The organism is Nocardia sp. NPDC052112 (genome assembly GCF_040680135.1).
In the GTDB taxonomy this organism is placed as follows: domain Bacteria; phylum Actinomycetota; class Actinomycetes; order Mycobacteriales; family Mycobacteriaceae; genus Nocardia.
The window spans coordinates 73,081-92,516 of sequence record NZ_JBFAWD010000030.1 but is presented as its reverse complement, the minus strand read 5'-3'; the positions used below and the strand labels follow the sequence as shown (position 1 = coordinate 92,516).

General features: G+C 65.4%; 17 protein-coding genes. 6 read left to right on the top strand and 11 right to left on the bottom strand.

The window, feature by feature from the left end; all coding sequences use genetic code 11:
• Window positions 1–236: 236 nt before the first annotated feature.
• Window positions 237–1,847 (bottom strand): CocE/NonD family hydrolase, encoded by a 1,611-nt coding sequence (locus AB0L58_RS37265; protein WP_364394862.1) that lies wholly within the window; start codon window positions 1,845–1,847, stop codon window positions 237–239.
• Window positions 1,848–2,234: 387 nt separating this feature from the next.
• Here AB0L58_RS37265 and AB0L58_RS37260 point away from each other — a divergent pair, with 387 nt between their 5' ends.
• Window positions 2,235–3,074, top strand: coding sequence for an SDR family oxidoreductase (locus AB0L58_RS37260; protein WP_364394860.1), 840 nt, complete (start codon window positions 2,235–2,237; stop codon window positions 3,072–3,074).
• Between the two features lie 138 nt (window positions 3,075–3,212).
• The gene (locus AB0L58_RS37255) at window positions 3,213–3,542 is read left to right on the top strand and encodes a plasmid stabilization protein (protein WP_364394858.1); all 330 of its coding nucleotides are present in this window, start codon (window positions 3,213–3,215) and stop codon (window positions 3,540–3,542) included.
• A gap of 88 nt (window positions 3,543–3,630) precedes the next feature.
• Here AB0L58_RS37255 and AB0L58_RS37250 read toward each other — a convergent pair whose 3' ends face one another.
• Entirely contained in the window at window positions 3,631–4,215 is a 585-nt protein-coding gene (locus AB0L58_RS37250) for a TetR/AcrR family transcriptional regulator (RefSeq protein WP_364394856.1), read from the bottom strand.
• Between the two features lie 97 nt (window positions 4,216–4,312).
• Between AB0L58_RS37250 and AB0L58_RS37245 the strand changes: the two genes are divergently transcribed.
• Window positions 4,313–5,452, top strand: coding sequence for an acyl-CoA dehydrogenase family protein (locus tag AB0L58_RS37245; protein WP_364394854.1), 1,140 nt, complete (start codon window positions 4,313–4,315; stop codon window positions 5,450–5,452).
• A gap of 49 nt (window positions 5,453–5,501) precedes the next feature.
• Here AB0L58_RS37245 and AB0L58_RS37240 read toward each other — a convergent pair whose 3' ends face one another.
• Window positions 5,502–6,299, bottom strand: a complete 798-nt coding sequence (locus AB0L58_RS37240) for a DUF2470 domain-containing protein (RefSeq protein ID WP_364394852.1) — start codon at window positions 6,297–6,299, stop codon at window positions 5,502–5,504.
• Window positions 6,300–6,470: 171 nt separating this feature from the next.
• Here AB0L58_RS37240 and AB0L58_RS37235 point away from each other — a divergent pair, with 171 nt between their 5' ends.
• Window positions 6,471–7,565: a hypothetical protein gene (locus AB0L58_RS37235; RefSeq protein ID WP_364394850.1), complete on the top strand. Its 1,095-nt coding sequence runs from the start codon at window positions 6,471–6,473 to the stop codon at window positions 7,563–7,565.
• 27 nt (window positions 7,566–7,592) lie between these two features.
• On the opposite strand, the gene AB0L58_RS37230 is transcribed toward AB0L58_RS37235, so the two are convergent.
• From AB0L58_RS37230 to AB0L58_RS37220, 3 genes are all read right to left on the bottom strand, one after another.
• The gene (locus AB0L58_RS37230; RefSeq protein ID WP_364394848.1) at window positions 7,593–8,843 is read right to left on the bottom strand and encodes an alpha/beta hydrolase; all 1,251 of its coding nucleotides are present in this window, start codon (window positions 8,841–8,843) and stop codon (window positions 7,593–7,595) included.
• A 62-nt stretch (window positions 8,844–8,905) separates the two neighbouring features.
• Window positions 8,906–9,805: an SMP-30/gluconolactonase/LRE family protein gene (locus AB0L58_RS37225; RefSeq protein ID WP_364394846.1), complete on the bottom strand. Its 900-nt coding sequence runs from the start codon at window positions 9,803–9,805 to the stop codon at window positions 8,906–8,908.
• Window positions 9,806–10,157: 352 nt separating this feature from the next.
• Window positions 10,158–11,096, bottom strand: a complete 939-nt coding sequence (locus AB0L58_RS37220; RefSeq protein WP_364394892.1) for an RNA polymerase sigma-70 factor — start codon at window positions 11,094–11,096, stop codon at window positions 10,158–10,160.
• 169 nt (window positions 11,097–11,265) lie between these two features.
• On the opposite strand from AB0L58_RS37220, the gene AB0L58_RS37215 reads away from it, so the two are divergent.
• Complete coding sequence (locus tag AB0L58_RS37215) at window positions 11,266–11,751, top strand: carboxymuconolactone decarboxylase family protein (RefSeq protein ID WP_364394844.1); 486 nt, start codon at window positions 11,266–11,268, stop codon at window positions 11,749–11,751.
• A 305-nt stretch (window positions 11,752–12,056) separates the two neighbouring features.
• On the opposite strand, the gene AB0L58_RS37210 is transcribed toward AB0L58_RS37215, so the two are convergent.
• The 3 genes from AB0L58_RS37210 to AB0L58_RS37200 all read right to left on the bottom strand — a co-directional run bounded on the left by AB0L58_RS37210 (window position 12,057) and on the right by AB0L58_RS37200 (window position 15,521).
• Window positions 12,057–12,773 carry a metal-dependent hydrolase gene (locus AB0L58_RS37210; protein WP_364394842.1) on the bottom strand — a complete coding sequence of 239 codons (717 nt, stop codon included), beginning with the start codon at window positions 12,771–12,773 and terminating at the stop codon, window positions 12,057–12,059.
• A 44-nt stretch (window positions 12,774–12,817) separates the two neighbouring features.
• Complete coding sequence (locus AB0L58_RS37205) at window positions 12,818–13,141, bottom strand: DUF4913 domain-containing protein (RefSeq protein ID WP_364394840.1); 324 nt, start codon at window positions 13,139–13,141, stop codon at window positions 12,818–12,820.
• A gap of 121 nt (window positions 13,142–13,262) precedes the next feature.
• A complete protein-coding gene (locus AB0L58_RS37200; protein WP_364394838.1) occupies window positions 13,263–15,521 on the bottom strand; it encodes a serine/threonine-protein kinase in 2,259 nt (752 codons plus the stop codon).
• A gap of 169 nt (window positions 15,522–15,690) precedes the next feature.
• On the opposite strand from AB0L58_RS37200, the gene AB0L58_RS37195 reads away from it, so the two are divergent.
• Entirely contained in the window at window positions 15,691–16,245 is a 555-nt protein-coding gene (locus tag AB0L58_RS37195) for a cysteine hydrolase family protein (protein ID WP_364394836.1), read from the top strand.
• Between the two features lie 57 nt (window positions 16,246–16,302).
• Here AB0L58_RS37195 and katG read toward each other — a convergent pair whose 3' ends face one another.
• Together katG and AB0L58_RS37185 are read right to left on the bottom strand one after the other, a co-directional pair.
• Window positions 16,303–18,534, bottom strand: a complete 2,232-nt coding sequence (katG, locus tag AB0L58_RS37190) for a catalase/peroxidase HPI (RefSeq protein WP_364394834.1) — start codon at window positions 18,532–18,534, stop codon at window positions 16,303–16,305.
• 39 nt (window positions 18,535–18,573) lie between these two features.
• Window positions 18,574–18,990 carry a Fur family transcriptional regulator gene (locus AB0L58_RS37185; RefSeq protein WP_364394890.1) on the bottom strand — a complete coding sequence of 139 codons (417 nt, stop codon included), beginning with the start codon at window positions 18,988–18,990 and terminating at the stop codon, window positions 18,574–18,576.
• Window positions 18,991–19,436 lie beyond the last annotated feature (446 nt).

Below are 19,436 nucleotides of genomic sequence, written 5' to 3'. Positions count from 1 at the left end.
CTGTTCACGCCTGATCGAATGGCCGTCAACTACGAATGATGTAGCGACGGGGCCATCGACGAAATCGGCTGTCAACCGACCGGTACAGCTCAACGGCTGTTTACCGTGTGGCGCGGTTGCCTCGACAACGTCGACGTCGAGTCCGTTTCGTGAACGCCCGGGATCAGGGGACCGCCCAAGCAGCGTGTGCCACCAGAGGTTTCGTGGGCTCCTGCGAAGTGCAGGCAGCGTTATGGCTATGGCGTTCGGCGCACCGGAAGCGTGATCGCTGAGGGGTGGGCCCGGTCGTGGTGGACGGCTTGGTCGGCAGCGCGGAGGGTGGTCGCGGTGGCGTGCGGTTCGCCGGTGCCGGGGTTGCGGGCGAATCGTGGAAAGGCGCCGCTGGACACTTGGACCCGGATGCGGTGGGTGCTTTTGAAACGATGCGCGGTCGGCCACAGCGTAACGCTGGCGGCGCAGATCTCGTCCGCGCCGGCCAGGCTTGTCAGTCCATCGCAGACGTTGTGCGATCGGCCATGCGGGTCGACGTCGCAGAGCCGGACGAAGACATCGGCGTAGGGCAGGCTGGAGCGGAACCAGATCTCGGCACTGATCTCGCCGATGACTTCCACGTCCTGCTCGAGCGGCGGTGTGGTGTAGATGAGTACGTCCGGTCGCGCCTCCAGCTCGGTGTTGTCGACTCGACCACTGTCGCGGACCATCCGGACGCCACCGGCTGCCGGCGTCGGGTCCGCCGGGTCGTAACGGTATGTATCTGGCGCGGACTCATCAGGAACCTGGTTCGACAGCACTCCGCCGGCATGTAGGTGGAAGCGTTCGGGCACATAATCGCGCGGTGGCCAGCAGTCGAAGTCGCGCCAGGCTTCCTGCCCCATGACGTATAACCGCACCGGCCCGCGCTGTGGTAGTTGCTCGCCGCGCGCGTGGGCGAGCCCGAACTCGAGGGTCTCTCGTATCGGCATGCTGTCGCGCGCGATGTGTGTCCACGGCCCGACCGTCAGCCGGGCCGAGCGTCCGGCCTCTTGCAGGATCTTGAAATCCCGGAGCTGGCCGGGCAGGAAGATGTCGTACCAGCCGCCGATCGAGCTGACCGGCACCGTTACTTCAGCTACTCGGTGCCGGTGGTCGACACCGGCCCAGCGTTGGGCGTCGCTGGTATGGACGAGGATGTCTTGGATGTAGTCGTCGCGATGCCCGATCGCGGCAACGTCGGCGCGATCGAGCGGAAGTGTCGTCAACGCCCGCCGGGCTTTGCGGCCCTGGACGACCCTCCGCAGGATGGGGAAGGAAAGTTCCTGCTCCGCGACCATGACTCCCCACCCGAACGGCGTCTCCAGCGACAAGCCGTCCGTGCGCAGGAATTCGAGCGTCAGTGCCGACTCGGCCACATGCGGGATCATCGCCTTGACCTCGGGCGGCAGGCGATCGGCCACTGCCCATTGCGCGTACCCGAGATAGCTGGCGCCGACCAGCACGATCGAGTCGCCGAACCACGGTTGCCGCACCACCCAGTCCAGGGTCGCCAGGCCGTCCTCGCGCTCATGGCGGAGGGGATCGAACACCCCACCCGAGCCGAATGTGCCGCGGGTGCTCTGCATCAGCACCTGGAACCCGCGTTCGGCCAGCGGTCGTGCCATGCTGATTCCGATCAAACCCGCTCGACCGTAGGGGAGCCGCAGCAACGCTGTCGGCAACGATTCACCCCCGACCCGCGGCGCCCACCGGTCCGCCAGCAGTTCGACGCCGTCGGGCATGGGGACCCGGAGATCACGCTGGACGAGCACGTCCCGGGTTGCCGGGGCATCCAGTCCGATCGCGCGTTGCAAGAGATGACTGACCAGGTTCACCGACGGTGCTCCTTAAGCTGAGTGACGATCATTCGCCCGTGGCACAACGCATTTGGTGCCTAGACGCACGCCGGTCGGTATGACGTCCAGGCCAGCCGCCATTGCGCCTCCTCTCGTCTAGTGAGAATATCGTTCTCATGTTGAAAAATGCAATTCTGAATCTGGCTCCAACGTGCCAGGGGCGATGTCGTGCCGACCGAAGGCCAGTTCCTTTGCGGTATCGCCACTGCGGATTTCGGAGGTGACCATGGCCGCGCACTCCGCGCTGGTCAGGTATGAACCGGACCGGTTTCCGAGCAGCCCCAACGGCTTTCGGATCGACCCTGCCCGCCGAACCGTGCCGCCAGGTCTGCAGCGCTGCTGGATCGCATCCCCATGGAGGAATGTATGACGACTGTCGGAATAGCGACCGGTGCCGGTCGCGGGATGGGCCTGGCATGTGCGCAGCGGCTGGCCGACGTGGTGGATGTACTGCTGCTCGTCGACCGCGACGGCGTGACCGCGGCTGCCGAGGCCGCCCGCATTTCCGGCGAAAAGCACAGGGCCACAGCAGAATCGATGGTCCTCGACATCACCGATGTCGACGGTTTGGCGCGGCTCACCGACCGGGTCGGCGAGCTCGGCACACTGCGCGCTGTCGCGCACGCCGCGGGCATCTCGCCGACGATGGCCGATTGGCGTCGGATCCTCACCGTCGACCTCGTGGGCACCGCATTGCTGGTGCGGGCCCTGCGTCCCTTGGCGACCGCTGGCACCGCCACGGTGTGTTTCGCCTCGATGGCCCCGTTATTCGATTCCGCCGCCCCCGATCCGGCCGCGCTGGCAGTGCTGGACGACCCGCTGGATGAGAACTTCCTCGAACACCTGCATGACGTGCTCGGCTCGGCGGTCGAAAACGCCGGGGTTGCCTATTCCTGGGCCAAACGGGGCGTCCACCGCTTCGTCCAGCGAGAGGCGGTGCGGCTCGGTGGGGTAGGTGCGCGCATCTGTTCGGTCTCGCCCGGCATCATCGATACACCGCAGGGCAGGCAGGAGGCGGAAAAACATCCTTCGATGGAACGTCTGGTGCAGGGTACTCCTTTGGGACGCAAGGGGGAGTCGAAGGATGTGGCCGCTGCTGTCGCCTTCCTCCTTTCGGATGAGGCCGCGTTCGTCAACGGTATCGATTTACTGGTCGACGGTGGTGTGGTGGCAGCTGTGCGTTCAGCGTCGTCGAGCGCTGTCTAGGTGCTCTTTCGCGCGGCGCCGTACCCGATCCTGGGGCCATGTGTGCACCAGCCGGTGGTCGGCGCGGATCGCGAGCAGGTCTGCTGCGCATGTTTCGGTGGCTGGGGTGGGGTACTCGCGTCGCAGGAGGTGATGGACATGCCGAGGGCATGGTCGGACAAGCGGGAGCGGCAGTTCGAGCACATCAAGGAATCGGCGAAAGAGCAGGGTGCGTCCAGCCGGCGGGCGGAGGAGATCGCGGCGCGCACGGTGAACAAGAACCGTGCCCGGTCCGGGGAAGCCGAGACCGCCAGTCGGTCCTCGGTGCGGGACGTGTCGCCGCAGCGGCGTGGTGGTCTGCGGTCGGGAACCAATCGGCCGAAGGGACCAACCCGCGATCAGCTGTACAACGAGGCGAAAAGGCGCAAGATCGAGGGTCGCTCGAAGATGACCAAGGGTCAACTGGCGCGAGTGCTCGGCCGCGACTGATCGGATATCGGCACGCTGCCGAAGTTGCCTCGGGGTCCACCAGCGATGGACATAGCGGCGGAACTCGGGAACCGGCGCGGGCGAATGGTTACGCGCTGATACCGGCGGTGAGGATGGCAGCCAGTTCGCGATACGCGGCCGCGTCGTCGAGACCGGTGTGTTCGCGGACTCCGCCCTGCTGGATGCGGACCATCATGGTGGCCGCGAGGTCACCGGCGAAGGCCGCGTGCACATCCCGGAATTCGCCGGTCGTGACACCGGCGTCGATCAGTTCCCGGACTCGGCGGGCCGCGATGCGAGTGTTGCGCTCATAGATCTCGCGTGCGGGGGCGAAAGCGTGCAGGTCGGCCATGAACTGGGGTGAGGCGGCCGATAGGGCGGCTCCGACGGCGGAGAGATAGTCGGTGATGCGTTGGCGGGCCTCGGTGACAGCGGTGATGTGGGACTCCACGTCGTCGGTGGCGCGTCGGAAGAAATACACCGTCGCCGCCCGGACCAGCTGCTCCTTACTTCCGGCGAGGGTGTACAGCGTCGACTTGGAGCAGCGCAGGCGGGCAGCGATCTCATCGAGGGTCAGATGTGCGAACCCCTCGGTCAGGAACAGCTCGACCAGCGCGTCGAAGAGTTCGGTGCGTCGACGGGTGGCGAATCCACCCCGGGTGAGCTGGTCCATGTGACCAGATAGTACTGCGGTGAGGCTTGCAGTACTCTGTGATGTAACAGTACTGTACGTCGCAATTCAGTACTGCTACCCATAGCCGAGGAGTCTCGTGGCCGTCGAACGCCTGCTGCCCACCGATGAGGCCCGTGATCTGATCCAGCTCACCCGGGAGATCGCCGACAAGGTGCTCACCCCGATCGTCGACGAGCACGAGCGAGCCGAGACCTATCCCGAAGGCGTCTTCGCCACGTTGGGTGCGGCCGGATTGTTGAGCCTGCCGTACCCGGTCGAATGGGGCGGCGGCGGGCAGCCGTACGAGGTGTATCTGCAGGTGCTCGAGGAGATCGCCGCTCGATGGGCCGCGGTGGCGGTCGCGGTGAGCGTGCACAGCCTGGCCTGCCATCCACTGCTGGCATTCGGCACCGCGGAACAGAAGCAGCGCTGGCTACCGGATATGTTGGGCGGCAACCTGATCGGCGCCTACAGCCTGTCCGAACCACAGGCCGGTTCCGACGCCGCCGCCGTCGCATGCAAGGCGACCCCGGCCGACGGCGGCTATCGGATCAACGGCACCAAGGCATGGATCACCCACGGCGGTATCGCCGACTTCTACAACCTCTTCGCCCGCACCGGCCACGGATCGCGCGGCATTTCCTGTTTCCTCGTACCGCGCGACACCGCCGGGCTCACCTTCGGCAAACCCGAAGCGAAGATGGGCCTGCATGCCGTACCGACCACGACCGCCCACTACGACGACGCATTCCTCGCGCAGGAGCGTCGGATCGGCACCGAGGGGCAAGGACTGCAAATCGCCTTGAGCGCACTGGATTCCGGTCGCCTCGGTATCGCAGCCGTCGCGACCGGCCTGGCCCAGGCCGCGCTCGATGACGCCGTCACATACGCGAAGGAACGCACCACCTTCGGTAAGCCCATCATCGACCACCAGGGCCTGGGTTTCCTGCTCGCGGACATGGCCGCCGCCGTCGACTCCGCCCGCGCCACCTACCTCGATGCCGCGCGACGGCGCGATGCCGGGCTGGCCTATTCTCGGCAGGCAAGCGTGGCGAAGCTGATCGCCACCGATGCCGCCATGAAGGTCACGACCGACGCCGTACAGGTCTATGGCGGCTACGGTTACACCCGCGATTTCCGCGTTGAACGCTATATGCGCGAAGCCAAGATCACCCAGATCTTCGAGGGCACCAACCAAATCCAGCGCCTGGTCATCAGCCGCGCGCTCGCACAGTGAACTCTGCTCCGAGCCAGGCACGGAGGCGTCGATGCGGCGGACCCGTCCTTCACACCTCACGGGAGCGTCGCGCCAATTCGACTGTCGCGGAGCGCAACTCGGCCGCGGAACCGATCGGCGCCACATAACCCACCCGGGTCCGCGCCACACCCCGCGGCGTCACGACCCGCAAATCCAGCCCGTACCGGTCGGCGCGTTCGCAACTCGCCTCGGTCGCATCCGGATACCCGCCCAAGACCTGCGCCATCGACAGCAGCGCGTCCGCGTGATCGTCATTGAGATGCGAGATCGCCCCTCCCGCCACCGGAACAACCGGATCCGGCGCGGCCACTAGATACTGTTCGGCGGTCGCGGAATCCATCCGCCCGTACCCACCGACCCATCGAACTCGCCGCACTCGCAACACCCACAGCGAGAAGTCGCTGTAATCCACGTAATACTTCGCCGCGGGCACCGCAGCCAGATGCGCCTCGCGCGCCGCCGCGGCCTCATCCCCGACCGGACGCTCCACCACACCGGCCAGCGTGATCCGGGCACCGGCCAGCGGATCCGCGGGCACCTCGGGCGACACCACCGACAGGCTGGCCCGCGGATCCGCCGCCAGATTGCGCCCGTGCTCGGCCATCCGCGATACACACAGCACCGGCTGACCGTCCAACAGCCCGTAGGTGACAAAAGACGCCCACGGGCCGCCGTCCTCGCTCAAACTCGCCAAGGTCGCGATACTCGTCGCCGCCGCAACGGTTCTGGCCTCCTCGGCCGCCGAGGGGCGAGCGGAATTCACCACCGGCGCGGTCGGCTGTGGAATCGAAGGCGCATCGCCGGGATCACCGTGATCGAGAGTCATACCGTCCATCCTCGCAGGTATCCACCGCCGTTCAGCGCGGCATCCGGCCCGGGGCGCGGACGAGGGCGGGGATGCGGAGCAGCCGACATCGGACACTCGAAACGCCGACGACCGGATATCGAACCGATCGATCGCGCGCACAACGGCCGCGGATCGGCAAGACTGGCGTGCGTGACCAGATACGCATTCGATGCCGACCGCAACGCCCTCGTCGCCATCTGGGCGACCGGACGCGGCGATCTCGCTACCACGGTGGCCGAGCTGCCGCCGATAAACCATGACCAAGCAACGAGTTTGGCGTCGAATCTGACCACCCTGTCCCGGTTCCAATGGCGCACCTATACCCATCCGGCCAGTGCCGCAGGCGATCCCGACATCCCCAATAGCGAGGCCTGGCGGCGCGCGGAGGAGCGCCGCAACTTCAAGGAGGTCGAGGCCGGAATCCGCACCCCGAACCTGCCGACCGACCACGGACTCGTCGTTTCCTACAGCGGCGTGGTCGAATCCGCGCACCGCGTCGGGCGCACCCTGCATGCCATCGACGACGCCACCCTGCGCGACACCATCGCCGCCGAGGTCCGCACCGAACAGGCCGCCATCGAATCCGCCGAACTCGGCGATCTGTCCGGCCGCGCCCGCCAAGCCGTCGAACTGTCCCGCCCGGATGTCTCACCAGCCCAGGTGCAGGCCGCCGACGAACTGCTGCGCGCCGACCCCCTCGGCACCGTAGAGCTGTTCACCGAACTCGATCCCGCCTCCGCATCCGTGGCGGCCGCGCATTGGCTCTACGCCGCCGCCGAGATCGCGGGCGAACTCGCCGGCGTGCCGACCGCCGATGTGGTTGTCGAAGCCGACGATATCGAGGCACTGCAGGTAGAAACCCCGACCCTGGTGCTGGAGCGTCTGACCGGCGGCGAAACCCCGACCGAAATCGTCGTCGACCTCATTGCCGAGGCCATGTCCGTCTCGGAGGGGCACGTGCCCGCACCCTGGGGGGTGGTGGCCCGCGTCGCCGAAATCGAAGAGCAGGCCCGCAAATTCGATCTCGACAGCGCCTCGCGCGCCGCCCTCCTCGACGAGTTCCGAATCAGCCGCCTCGACCCCACCCGCCCGGCCCTCGACCTGCTGGAAGACCTCCTCGACGGCATCCGCGGCTGCTTACTGCTCTACTCGGCCCACACCGCGGGCACCGACGCCGAAGTAGAAGCCCAGTTCGCCGCCGACGTCAGAGGGGAAGCCGACACCCACTCCGACCAACTGTTCTGACCTGGGCGCTGCGGTTCCCGAAACCGGTCAACCGCAGCGCACCGACTCCTGCTGGTCCTCAGCGGCGAGCCAATCGAGCAGCGCCCGGTAAACGGCGTCGTCGTTGAGCAGGGTGAAGTGGTTGGCGCCGGAGATATGCAAGCCGTTGGCATCGTCGAAGCCGATGCGGCGGGCCCGATTTCGACCGGAGCCGCTGGCGGGCAGGACCAAGCCATCGCCGATGATCCGGCCGAGCGGATGGTGGGGGCTGCGGGTGACCGAGGCGGTCACGAAGTAGTGATCGGCACAGTCGAGCAGCGGCACCTCCCGAATGACTCTGCGACGCAAGGCATCCGCATCCAGGCCGTGCCAATCCTCATCGACGAGCGAACCCTGGCGCAGGTCGCGAATGCCCGCGCTGCGACGGCGCAGCAGCCGGCCGAACGGCCGGGTCTCGGGCATCTTCACCAACGCCGCGGCCGCGTAATGGATGAGCTGCTCCAGCGGCGCGCCCGCATGCGGTGAACCGAGACAGACGATATGCCGCACTCGGCGCACCCACGGCAGGTCCGCCCGATCGGCGTCGTAGCAGGCACCCCGCGCGATCAGCCCGCCCATGGAATGTCCGACGAGGGTGATCTGCTCGACCCGCACCGGCCAGTTCTCGACCAGCCGCCGCAGCATGTCGTTCAGCAGACGGGCGTTCTGCGAGATGTGCAGCCCACTGTTGTATCGAACCATCAGGGTCGTGCAGTCGAGATCAGCCTCGAGCCGGTCGGCATAGCTGGGACGCCCGCCGAGTCGCCAAGCGTGTTCGGTCTCCACCAGACCGTGCAGGAAAACCACGATGCGCGGGCGCGGATTCGACACCACATCGCCGACCCAACCCGGCGCGATCGGTTCGCCATCGATTCGAAACGTCATCGGTCCGGCCAGAATCGGCCGATCGTCCTCGAGACTGTCCCCGATCAAGCCCTGCACCGCGGCGAGCAATCCTGATCCTGAGACAGTACGTGACGGTACCGGAGCGCCGGGTGCATCGACGGTGCGCTCTGCCAGTGCGCCGGCGGCGATCGCGGTGCCGCTCACCAGCCGATACACCCCATCTGTCATCGCATCGTGCACCAGTTTCACCGGCTGCGCGGCCGGTCCGACACCGAGTCGCACCGCCGCGAACACCCGGTCCGAGACGGCTCGGTGAACCGCGGCGATACCGTCGATCGCACCACCCAGTTCATCGCCCGCCAACCGCGCGAGCGCCTGGATCTCCGCCTGTCGTTGCCACTCGGGCTCACCCATGCGCTCAGTGTACAACTGTTCACTGACACGTGGGTGTCGGAGCGGTGGCCGAATGGAATGGGCTAGGACGGTATGTGGCTTACGCCCACTGCGGTTTCGGTGAGACTGCCGAGATAGAGGGCGCCGTCGTATTCGACGACGCCGGTGACCATCGCATAGTCGGTGCCCTCGGTCTGCAGGTCGTGCACGATCTCGCCGTCGAAGTCGACCGCCATCACCCAGACCGTGCGCGGTGGTTTGGGCTGCACCCATTGCGGTAGCGCCCAGACGATCCGGCGCAGCAGGCCGGGCAGGGGAAGTAGTCGGTCCAACAATGGATTTCGCGGTGACGGCAGCGTGATCCATATCAGACCGTCGCTGCCGAGAGCCATATTGTCCGGGAAACCGGGCAGATTCTCGATCAGCCGGTCCTGGGTACCCGCCTTCGGTCCGGTGAGCCAATAGCGGGTCACGCGGTAGGCGCCGGTCTCCGCTACCAGCACGCAGGAGCCGTCGGGAGAGAGGACCACGCCGTTGGCGAATTGCAGTCCATCGATGAGGGTTTCGAGCTCGCCGGACGGATCGAGGCGGAACAGGCGGCCGGTGCCGGAATGTTCCAGCAGATCACCCATCCACTGATCCAGCGGATAGCGGCGCGACGACGAGGAGAAATAGATCGTGCCGTCCTCGGTGCGAACCACATTGCTGGCGAAGGGGAGTGGTTCCCCGTCGACCTCGTCCACAAGCACCTCTATGCCGCCAGCGGTATCCAGTCGCAGCAGGCCGCGATGGAAATCGCAGACCAGAACCGACCTATCGGCGTCGGCGTGCATACCGAGCGGCCGGCCGCCGGTATTGGCCAGCAGGCGCACCGCACCGTCCGCGGGATCGACGCTGTAGATCGAACCGTCATCGACGCCGGCGATGATCTGCCCTTCGGCGGTGCGCACCACATCCTCGGGCGCCGCACCGGGCAGTTCCAATCGTGCGATCCGGGGAAGTGGTGTGGCACTGCGCGTTTCGTGAGCCCGGGGTGGGGTAGGTGGTGGCGTCCAGCGTTGCGGCTGCATTCTCGATCCGGCGACCATGGCTCACCTTATCCCGGTGCGGATAATCACATCTCGGAACCCGAGTCGGCATATACATGAGATTACGTAGATATGCGCATCTACTCATGTTTTGCGCACAATCGAACAAACGCGTCCGGCTTCGCCGAACGCCGCATAGACAGAGGGGAGTGGCGGGACTGGTTGCGGAAGTGCGTGCTCAGTTCGGAACGGCACCCCGGCCCACACCGGCGGTCGATTGCCTCGAATGTTGTTGGCAGGAGGTGTTTCAACGATGCAGTGCGGTCTCGTGCTGCAAACGCGACAGCTTCTCGGGATTGCGCACGGAGTAGATCGCGGTGATGAGGCCGTCGTCCATGTGCGCCGCCACGACGGCGTCGATCTCGCCGTGGAGTCGCAGGATCAGCGCCGGGTAGCCGTTGACGAGGGCTGGTTGTGTCGACCTCGCGGTGAGGTTACCGAGCGCGGCGGAGAGCAAGTCGGCCACGGCATCGGCGCCGATGATGGGCACCAGCGCCGCCTGTACGACGCCGCCACCGTCGCCGAGGAAGACGACGTCCGGGGCGAGTATGTCGAGGAGGTTTTGCAGTTCGCCGGTTTCAACCGCTTGTTGGAACGCCGCGAGCGCGTTTCGGGTTTCGTCCGCGGAAACCACCCCGCGTGGCCGGCGCGCGGTGACATGTGACCGTGCGCGGTACGCGAGCTGCCGGACCGCGGCCGGGCTCTTGTCGACTGCCTCGGCGATCTCGTCATATTCCAGATCGAATACCTCGCGCAGTACGAACACCGCCCGCTCGATGGGGAGGAGGGTTTCCAGGACCAGCAGCATTGCCATCGAGACGCTGTCGGCCAGCTCGATGTCCTCGGCGACGTCGGGCGTGGTGAGTAGTGGTTCGGGGAGCCACGGGCCGACATAGGACTCTTTGCGGCGTCCGAGGGTACGAAGCCGGTCGAGTGATTGGCGGGTGGTGATGCGGACGAGGTAGGCCCGCTGGTCTGCCACGGTGTCGAGGTCGACGCGTGCCCATCGCAGCCAGGTTTCCTGGAGGACGTCTTCGGCGTCGGCGGCGGAGCCGAGCATCTCGTAGGCGACGGTGAAGAGCAGGTTGCGGTGCGCGACGAATGCTTTTGTAGCGGAGTCCGGACATTCATCGCGGCTGCTGCTCTCGCCGCGGTTTGCGGGCGTGGTCTGCGACCTGCCGGGCATCGGTGGCTCCTGTTCACTCTCGACGATGTCACTCATCAGACGTCCGGTCCTGTCGTTTTGTAACAGCGAAGCGGTGGTGGTGTGCGTCACATGAGCGCGCTGTTACGCGGATCGGACCATCGCCGTCTCATGATCGTTCAATTCAGCACGACTAGTGAGGATCGAAGTCATGGAACCCCGTTTCAATCTGAACGAGAACGAACTCGGCGCCAAGATCGGGAAGCGGTTCGCCAATACGAGCATGGCGATCATGCAATCGTCGCTGCCGAAGTCCACGGTGGAGCTGGTGGAGCTGCGTGCCAGTCAGATCAACGGCTGCGGTTATTGCGTCGACGCTCATACGAAGGAGTTGGCGGCGGCCGGTGAACCTGCGGTGCGGATCAATCTGGTCGCCGCCTGGCGCGAATCCACCGTGTTCAGTGACTCCGAGCAGGCCGCGCTGGCGTTCGCGGAGGAGGGCACTCGCCTCGCCGACGCGAATCTTGGCGTGTCCGACGAGACCTGGGCTCTGGTGCGCAAGCACTACGACGACGACCAGATCGCCGCGCTGGTCTACCTGGTCGCGATGATCAACGCCGCCAACCGGCTCCTGGTGATCACCCGGACAAAGGGTGGCTCCTATGTGCCCGGCGCGTTCGAGAGCGTGGCGAGCTGATCGACAGCCGGATCCCGGACCGGAATCATTCGGTCCGGGATCCGCCGGGGAGGGGAGCGGTTCGACCTGCAACGGGCTCGCCGGGCGATGTCGCGAGGGGACTCGCAATAGTTCACGGGGAATGCGTCCGCTGAGGTACAGCAAGGCTCGACTCAGTTGGTTAATAATCGCATTATGTAGATATGCGTATTAAACCATCTGAAGCCAACCGCCTAGAAACTCACCAGATCCTCGACAACCGAAAACCCGCAAAGACCCCGGGAGCCCCGGCCGCTGCGGCTGTCATTGGCCGCAGCGGGCGAGACCTAGGGATTGACGGTGAAGACGTGCCAGAGCACGGCAAGCGTGGCCACCGTGAAAAGCGGTGACAGGATCCAGGTTTCGACCTTGTTCCCGGTTCGTTCGATCACCGGCACGCAGGTACGCAGCGGGAATGGCCAGAACAGTCGGCACCCCTTATCGGTGAGGCAATCACCGGCGAGGTGGGCGAGCGCCCCGAGTCCGACGGAGAACGGCAACCAGGCCGGTCTGTCGGTGATCCAGTGATCCATCGCGAATGTCCCTGCCGCCGCGAGGATTATGACCGTGCCATATGCCTCGATGCCCTCGCCCGAGGGGCACAGATGCAACGCCCGCACCGCCAGTGCCAGCAGGAAGAACACCAATCCGAGCGTGAAGTACCTGCCGAGCCAGTGCTCACCGGCCCACGTCCCGCAGGCGACGGCGATCACGAAGGCGAAGGAGTGCGTGGCGTGCCGATGTCCACCGGAGATCCAGGAGATCAAACGGCACAGGTGGTAGGAGATCGGACCGAGCACATGCGCGATTGTGCCGTTCGGATGGTCCGCGTCGGGCAAAAGTGCGGCCCCTGCTGTGAGAAAGGTGCCGAGCAATACCTCGACGGCACCGAGATGCGCGTCGCCAGTCGGCAATACCGGATAGACCAACGCCGAGATGGGCAGCGTGGCCGCTGCCACCGACCAGGCGAAAGCGCCACTGGTCGCATGTGAATGTCCTAGCACCGCATGAAGGTTAGTTGACCACAACCCATTTCAAACAAACGCGACTAACCAGCCGGTGAAAATGCGTCGGGGGGAGGGGAATTGACCGAGAGCGGCCAGATGCGGTCGGTGTGCCCGTTGTGCATGGAGCAGCCGGCGAACGGGCCGTTGGGATCGAACAGCACGTCCATATGACTGTCGGCGTGGTCGAGAAACCATAGCGACAGGCCTAATTCGCCGTTGCGACGATAGAGTTCCCAGGATTGCCAGAGCGCCTCCAGCCGCGCCACGGCCTCGGTGTGCCGCCACCATTCCGGGCACCAGGCCAGGCCGTTATCGGCGACTTTGCGCCGATAGACCTGGGCGAGGTAGTTCTCGACGAACTCCACGACCGATCCGTAGACCTGTGTCCGCTGCTCTTTCATGGTGCCCCCGAAGCCAGTGGCATGCCAACAGCTTCGAGAGTAGTCACGAAATCTACGGAGGTCCTTGGGGAAACCTTTGAAATAGCTATGCGGAGGGCCGGGAACGCGGATTTACAATGCGGTCGAGGGCATGCAGATCGGATTCCAATGCGTAGAACACGCGCAATGCACCGACGAATGCGAAAAGACCGACCACGCACAGGATCACGATGGGGCCGATTACCGTCTGCTGCTGTGCCGCATCGAGATAGACTAGTCCACCCACCACACCGATGAGCGGCACCGATGCCGCGATGCCGAGATAGATGCGGCTGCGGCGGGCGAGCCGCCGCAATCGGTGGGTGTCGTCGGGGGAGGTCTGCCCGATACCGAGCAAACCCGGGTAGTACCAGCGCAGCACGAAGAAGGTGATCGGAAAGTACGCGTACACCACCGCGACAGCGGCCGCGACCAGATGTGATGCGATGAGGTTGATGGTGAATCCGGTGGACAGGTCAGCGGTGTAATGCAGCTGTACCAGGAAGATCACCAGGGACAATGCCCACCCGGCGAATCCGACCACGGCGATGCGGTCGCCACAGGCGAGTGTATCGGCGCGCGCCCGCGCCAGGGTCTGCTCGTCGTAGTGCTTACCGCGCCGCAGTCCGTCGGGAACCAGGAACACCAGACGGCACCAATACAGCAGCGCGACAATGCCGACCGGGTAGCCGATCGCACCGACCACGTTCGCAAGGCGCTGCAGTTGGACACTCGCTTCGCCGGTGAGTTGCGCATCCAGCAAACGCGTGTTGTGCGCGGCGAGATAGAGCGCGCCGAGGAGTTGCCCGAGCATGCTGGACAGCGTGACCACTGGCATCGGCCGCATGCGTAGTTTGGCGCGGATGCTGCGTGCAGGCGGGTCGACGAGATCGCGGGCGGTGCGGTCGAGGGTGAGATCCAGTTGAGTGGCGAGTTCGGCGCCGGTGGCGAAGCGATCGGCGGGATCGGGGGACAGACAGGCGAGCAGCGCGTGCTCGAGCACCGGTGGGCAGTCCGGCGGGATATCGGCGGCGAAGCGCTCGGCGACCGGCTGGCGACGCAGTTCGATCATCCGCTCCAATGAGGTATCCGATTCGCCCGCACTGCGTTCGTCGTCGAAGGGCAGTCTGCCGGTGAGCAATTCCCACAGCACCACCGCGAGTGCATAGAGGTCGCTGCGGGTATCGAGGTCGGCGGCGGTGGTCGCCATGGTCGGATGGCAGGCCTCGAGCTGTTCGGGGGACATGTAGGCCAGTGAGCCACCGAAGTAGGCGGCTGGGCTGGCGCCCGGGATGTGGCGGCTGAAGCTGATATTGAAGTCGGCGAGTTTGGGTTGCCCGTCGACGGTCAGCAGTACATTCGCGGGTTTGATATCGCGATGCAGTACACCGGCGTGGTTGGCGTAGTCCAATGCGGAGGCGAGTCGACTGCCCAGCCACGCAACGGTTTCCGGCCAGCTGAGCCGTGCGACCTCGGTACGGGTCGGGGATGGTTGTGGTTCCAGCACTCCGCCGCTGGCGGCCGCTTCGTCGACGGCGTCGAGCAGTAGTCGACCGGTCTTGCCTTGGACGCCGGTGCGGCGCAGGAGCCGCAGCACGCCGAGCAGGGTGCCGCCCGGAACGTACTGCATGTACATCAATTTCAAGTGCTGATCGGCGATCTGGCGTTGATCGAAGATGCGCACGATGTTCTCATGATCGAGCTGGGCCAGCGTCTGTCCCTCGCTGCCGCGATCATGGGAGATCTTGACCGCGACGAGCCGCTGCATCGAGCGTTGCCGCGCCAGGAAGACTCGGCCGAACGCGCCCTGGCCGAGCAGGATCAGCATATCGAAATCGTCAACGGTTGCACCGGGATTGATGGAGTCGAGCCTCGCGAGTGCGGCCGGGTCGGTCAGGACTGTGGTCCGGAAGTGATCGCCATCGAGACGGTCGGCGATCCGCGCCATCTGCTGGGAATACCGATGCTCGTATTCGGTGAGATCCAGATCCTGATCGAACTGGCGACGTGCGGTGATCTCCTCGTAGATCAGGTCGGGCGGCAGTGGGGCAGTGTCGAGTTCGGGAAATTCGGCCAGGTATTCGTCGAGGCGCTTTTCTGCCTTCTTACGAATCGACCGATGGTGCAGATCCACCTTGATCAACTCGATCAGCGCCGACCGCCGCAGTGCGGCCTCGGTGGGCAGATGCGGGGTCAGCTCGGGTGGTTCGCCCGCGGCTTCCCATTCACCCGCGAAATCGGCGACCGCCCTGGCCAATACGGCTCGAGCGGCCATCGCGCGATCCCCACCGTGCTCCGGTGGTACCGCGCCGAGCTGGGTATTCATCGTCGGCTCACTTGATGAAGGTTGGTATCCCGGGCAGCACCGAGAATATTCGATTATCGTCGTCCGTTGCTGATCTTCGCTACCGGTGGGCGTCGGCTGGCCGCGTAAGGTCGATTCGTAGTTGAGTAATCGCGGGCCCGGCGCCTTTCGACAACAGGAGAAGATCGTCATGAGCACGCTGTCAGATCGGCCGAACACGGCGTTGCTGGTGATCGACGTGCAGAACGGTGTCGTGGGCGAGGCATATGAGCGGGATGCGGTCGTCGCGAATATCGCCACACTCGTCGATCGAGCGCGCGAGCAGGGTGCTCGGGTCGTCTGGATCCAGCACTCCGATGCGGAACTGGTGCCGGGCAGTGCGCTGTGGGAGTACGTCCCGGAGCTGGTGCGCAGAGACTCGGAGCCGTTGGTGCACAAGAGGTTCGGCGACTCGTTCGAGGATACCAAGCTGGCGCAGGTGCTGGCGGAGGCCGGTGTCGGACGGCTGGTGGTGACCGGCGCGGAGACCGATGCCTGCATCCGGTCCACGATTCACGGTGCCTTCGTACGGGGATACGACGTGACACTCGTCAGCGATGGGCATACGACCTTCGACAAGAGCCGGTGGGGTGCCCCGGCGCCGGCGCAGGTCATCGCGCATACGAACCTGTACTGGCGCTATCAGACCGCGCCGGGACGCACGGCCGCGGTCGCGGAGACCGAGGAAGTCACCTTTCTGGCGTGAATGCACCGCGCCCCGCGAACTGTGGCAGTTCGCGGGGCGCGGCGCATCTCGATCAGATCAGACCAGGTCGAACCGGTCCAGGTTCGACACCTTGACCCACGCGGCGATGAAGTCGTTGACGAACTTCTCCTTCGCGTCGTCGGTCGCGTAGACCTCCGCGAGCGCGCGCAGCTGCGAGTTCGACCCGAAAACCAGGTCGGTGCGGCTGCCGGTCCATGTGACCGCACCGGTGGCGCGGTCCTTGCCCTCGTAGGTTCCGTCATCGGCGGCCGACGGCTCCCACTTCGTGCCCAAATCGAGCAGGTTCACGAAGAAGTCGTTGGTCAACGATCCCGGGTTCTCGGTGAATACACCCAGCGGCGACTGCTTGTGGTTCGCGCCGAGCACGCGCAGACCACCGATGAGCACGGTGAGCTCGGGAGCGCTGAGGGTCAGGAGATTCGCCCGGTCGATCAGCAGGTACTCGGCCGGAATACGGTTACCCTTTCCGAGGTAGTTGCGGAAACCGTCCGCGCTGGGTTCGAGCGCGGAGAAGGATTCCGCATCGGTCTGCTCCTGGGTGGCGTCCGTGCGTCCCGGGGTGAACGGCACCTCGACGTCGTAGCCGGCGTTCTTGGCAGCCTGTTCGACGGCCGCCGCGCCGCCGAGTACGACGAGGTCGGCGAAGGACACCCGGGTGTTCCCGGTCTGGGCGGAATTGAAGGACTCCTGGATGCCCTCCAGGACGCGTACCACTTGGGCGAGTTCGTCTGGCTCGTTGACCTCCCAGCCGGCCTGCGGCTGCAGGCGGATCCGTCCGCCGTTGGCGCCACCGCGCTTGTCGCTGCCGCGGAACGATGCCGCGGCCGCCCAGGTGGTCGAAACGAGCTGTGCCACAGTCAGATCCGAGGCCAGGATCTGGCTCTTCAGTGTGGCGATATCGGCTGCTCCGATGAGATCGTAGTCAGCGGCGGGGACGGGATCCTGCCACAGCAGCGTCTCCTGCGGTACCTCCGGCCCGAGGTAAAGGACCTTCGGTCCCATATCGCGGTGGGTCAGCTTGTACCAGGCCTTGGCGAACTCCGCGGTGAGCTCCTCGGGGTGCTCGAGCCAGCGACGGGTGATCTGCTCGTAGATCGGGTCGATCCGGAGCGAGAGGTCCGTTGTCAGCATGACCGGGGTGTGGGTCTTCGATGGGTCGTGCGCATCGACTACGGTCCCTGCACCCGCGCCGTCCTTGGGGATCCACTGGTTCGCACCGGCGGGGCTCTTGGTCAGCTCCCACTCGTAGCCGTACAGGGTTTCGAGGAAGCTGTTGTCCCACTTGGTCGGGGTGGGCGTCCAGGTGCCCTCCAGGCCACTGGTGATCGCGTCCTTGCCGACACCGGTGCCGAAGGCGCTCTTCCAGCCGAGGCCCTGCTCCTCGAGCGGGGCGGCCTCGGGCTCGGGACCCACGAGCTCGGCGTCGCCGGCGCCGTGGGTCTTGCCGAAGGTGTGGCCGCCGACGATCAGCGCCGCCGTCTCGATATCGTTCATGGCCATGCGGCGGAACGTCTCACGGATGTCGACGGCCGCGGCGAGCGGATCCGGATTGCCGTTGGGGCCTTCGGGGTTGACGTAGATCAGACCCATTTGGACTGCGGCCAAGGGGTTTTCGAGATCGCGGGTGCCGGTGTAGCGTTCGTCGCCGAGCCAGGTCTGCTCCGGACCCCAGTACACGTCCTCCTCGGGCTCCCACTGGTCGACGCGGCCACCGCCGAAACCGAAGGTCGGGAAGCCCATATCCTCGAGCGCGACATTGCCCGCATAGACCATGAGGTCGGCCCAGGAGAGCTTCTTGCCGTACTTCTTCTTGACCGGCCACAGCAGGCGTCGGGCCTTGTCGAGGTTGCCGTTGTCGGGCCAGCTGTTGAGCGGGGCGAAGCGCTGCATACCGGCGCCGGCTCCGCCGCGGCCGTCGCTGATCCGGTAGGTGCCCGCGGCATGCCAGGCCATCCGGATGAAGAACGGTCCGTAGTGACCGAAGTCGGCGGGCCACCATTCTTGCGAGGTGGTCATGACCTCGACGATGTCGGCCTTCACGGCAGCCAGATCGAGGGTTTTGAATTCCGCGGCGTAGTCGAAGTCCGCGTCCATGGGGTTGGCTACGGTCGGATTCTTCTGCAGGATCTTGAGATTGAGCTGGTTCGGCCACCAGTCACGGTTGCTTCCGCCCTCGGCGGGGGACTTGAGGCGAGCGGACGTCACGGGGCAACCACCGGCGGCGGGTTCCGTATTGGCCTCTCCGATGGGCGGATGTTCCTCAGGCACGGCAATTCCTTTCGGGGGAGTGAGTGAATCGGGCTGTGATCACGGGTGTGATCCGGACATTTGTGCTGCCGAGCAATCGGGGCACAGACCCCAATAGATGACCTCGGCCTCATCGAGTACGAAACCGTTGTCGTGTGATGCGGTCAGGCAGGGCGCCTCGCCGACGGCGCAGTCGACATCGGCGATGACGCCGCATGACCGGCACACGACGTGGTGGTGGTTATCGCCGACCCGCGTCTCGTAGCGCGCCACCGATCCCATCGGCTGGATGCGCCGCAGCAGACCGGCGGCCGTCAGTGCGCGCAACACGTCGTATACCGCCTGATGGGATACCGCACCGAGCGTCTCGCGCACATGACCGAGGATCGAGTCCGTATCGGAGTGCGGATGCTCGTGCACGGCAGTCAGCACGGCAACCCGCGGCGCCGTAACGCGCAGCGACACCCCGCGCAGCATGCGCTCGAATTCCGATTTCGTGGACACATTCAAGAGTATGACTCATTCAAGTCTCCACGGGAAGGTTTTGCGAAACCTCGAGACGATTCCACAACCGACGATGCGCACCGGACCTGTCACACCCCGATGAGTCCACAATTCGTTGCCGGCCCGAGCTCGTGGTTAGTCGGAGGGGAGCGGCGGATGAACTGTGGGCGACCATCACCACCAGGCTGACTTAACATAATGTCGATTATCGGCGTTACATACGGAGGCGCTGGAAGTCCGCGGCTGTTGTTGTATGACGTTGGCGGGTATGGGTTTCGGGACTTTGGCCGCCGAGTGGCTGGCCGGGCTCCCCGGCGTTTGTGTGCGGGACCGTGTGCGGCGGTTGCGCGCCATCCCCTCGGCGCATTTCGATTGATGTAAATATTCCGATAGATCCCGTATTTTGATGGATAAATGCC

Coding starts and splice junctions, on each gene's coding strand:
- AB0L58_RS37260 (WP_364394860.1), top strand. CDS start 2,235: ATGACGACTGTCGGAATAGCGACCGGTGCCGGTCGCGGGATGGGCCTG.
- AB0L58_RS37185 (WP_364394890.1), bottom strand. CDS start 18,990: ATGCTGCGCGGGGTGTCGCTGCGCGTTACGGCGCCGCGGGTTGCCGTG.
- AB0L58_RS37255 (WP_364394858.1), top strand. CDS start 3,213: ATGCCGAGGGCATGGTCGGACAAGCGGGAGCGGCAGTTCGAGCACATC.
- AB0L58_RS37200 (WP_364394838.1), bottom strand. CDS start 15,521: ATGAATACCCAGCTCGGCGCGGTACCACCGGAGCACGGTGGGGATCGC.
- AB0L58_RS37195 (WP_364394836.1), top strand. CDS start 15,691: ATGAGCACGCTGTCAGATCGGCCGAACACGGCGTTGCTGGTGATCGAC.
- AB0L58_RS37215 (WP_364394844.1), top strand. CDS start 11,266: ATGGAACCCCGTTTCAATCTGAACGAGAACGAACTCGGCGCCAAGATC.
- AB0L58_RS37250 (WP_364394856.1), bottom strand. CDS start 4,215: ATGGACCAGCTCACCCGGGGTGGATTCGCCACCCGTCGACGCACCGAA.
- AB0L58_RS37240 (WP_364394852.1), bottom strand. CDS start 6,299: ATGACTCTCGATCACGGTGATCCCGGCGATGCGCCTTCGATTCCACAG.
- AB0L58_RS37230 (WP_364394848.1), bottom strand. CDS start 8,843: ATGGGTGAGCCCGAGTGGCAACGACAGGCGGAGATCCAGGCGCTCGCG.
- AB0L58_RS37220 (WP_364394892.1), bottom strand. CDS start 11,096: ATGCCCGGCAGGTCGCAGACCACGCCCGCAAACCGCGGCGAGAGCAGC.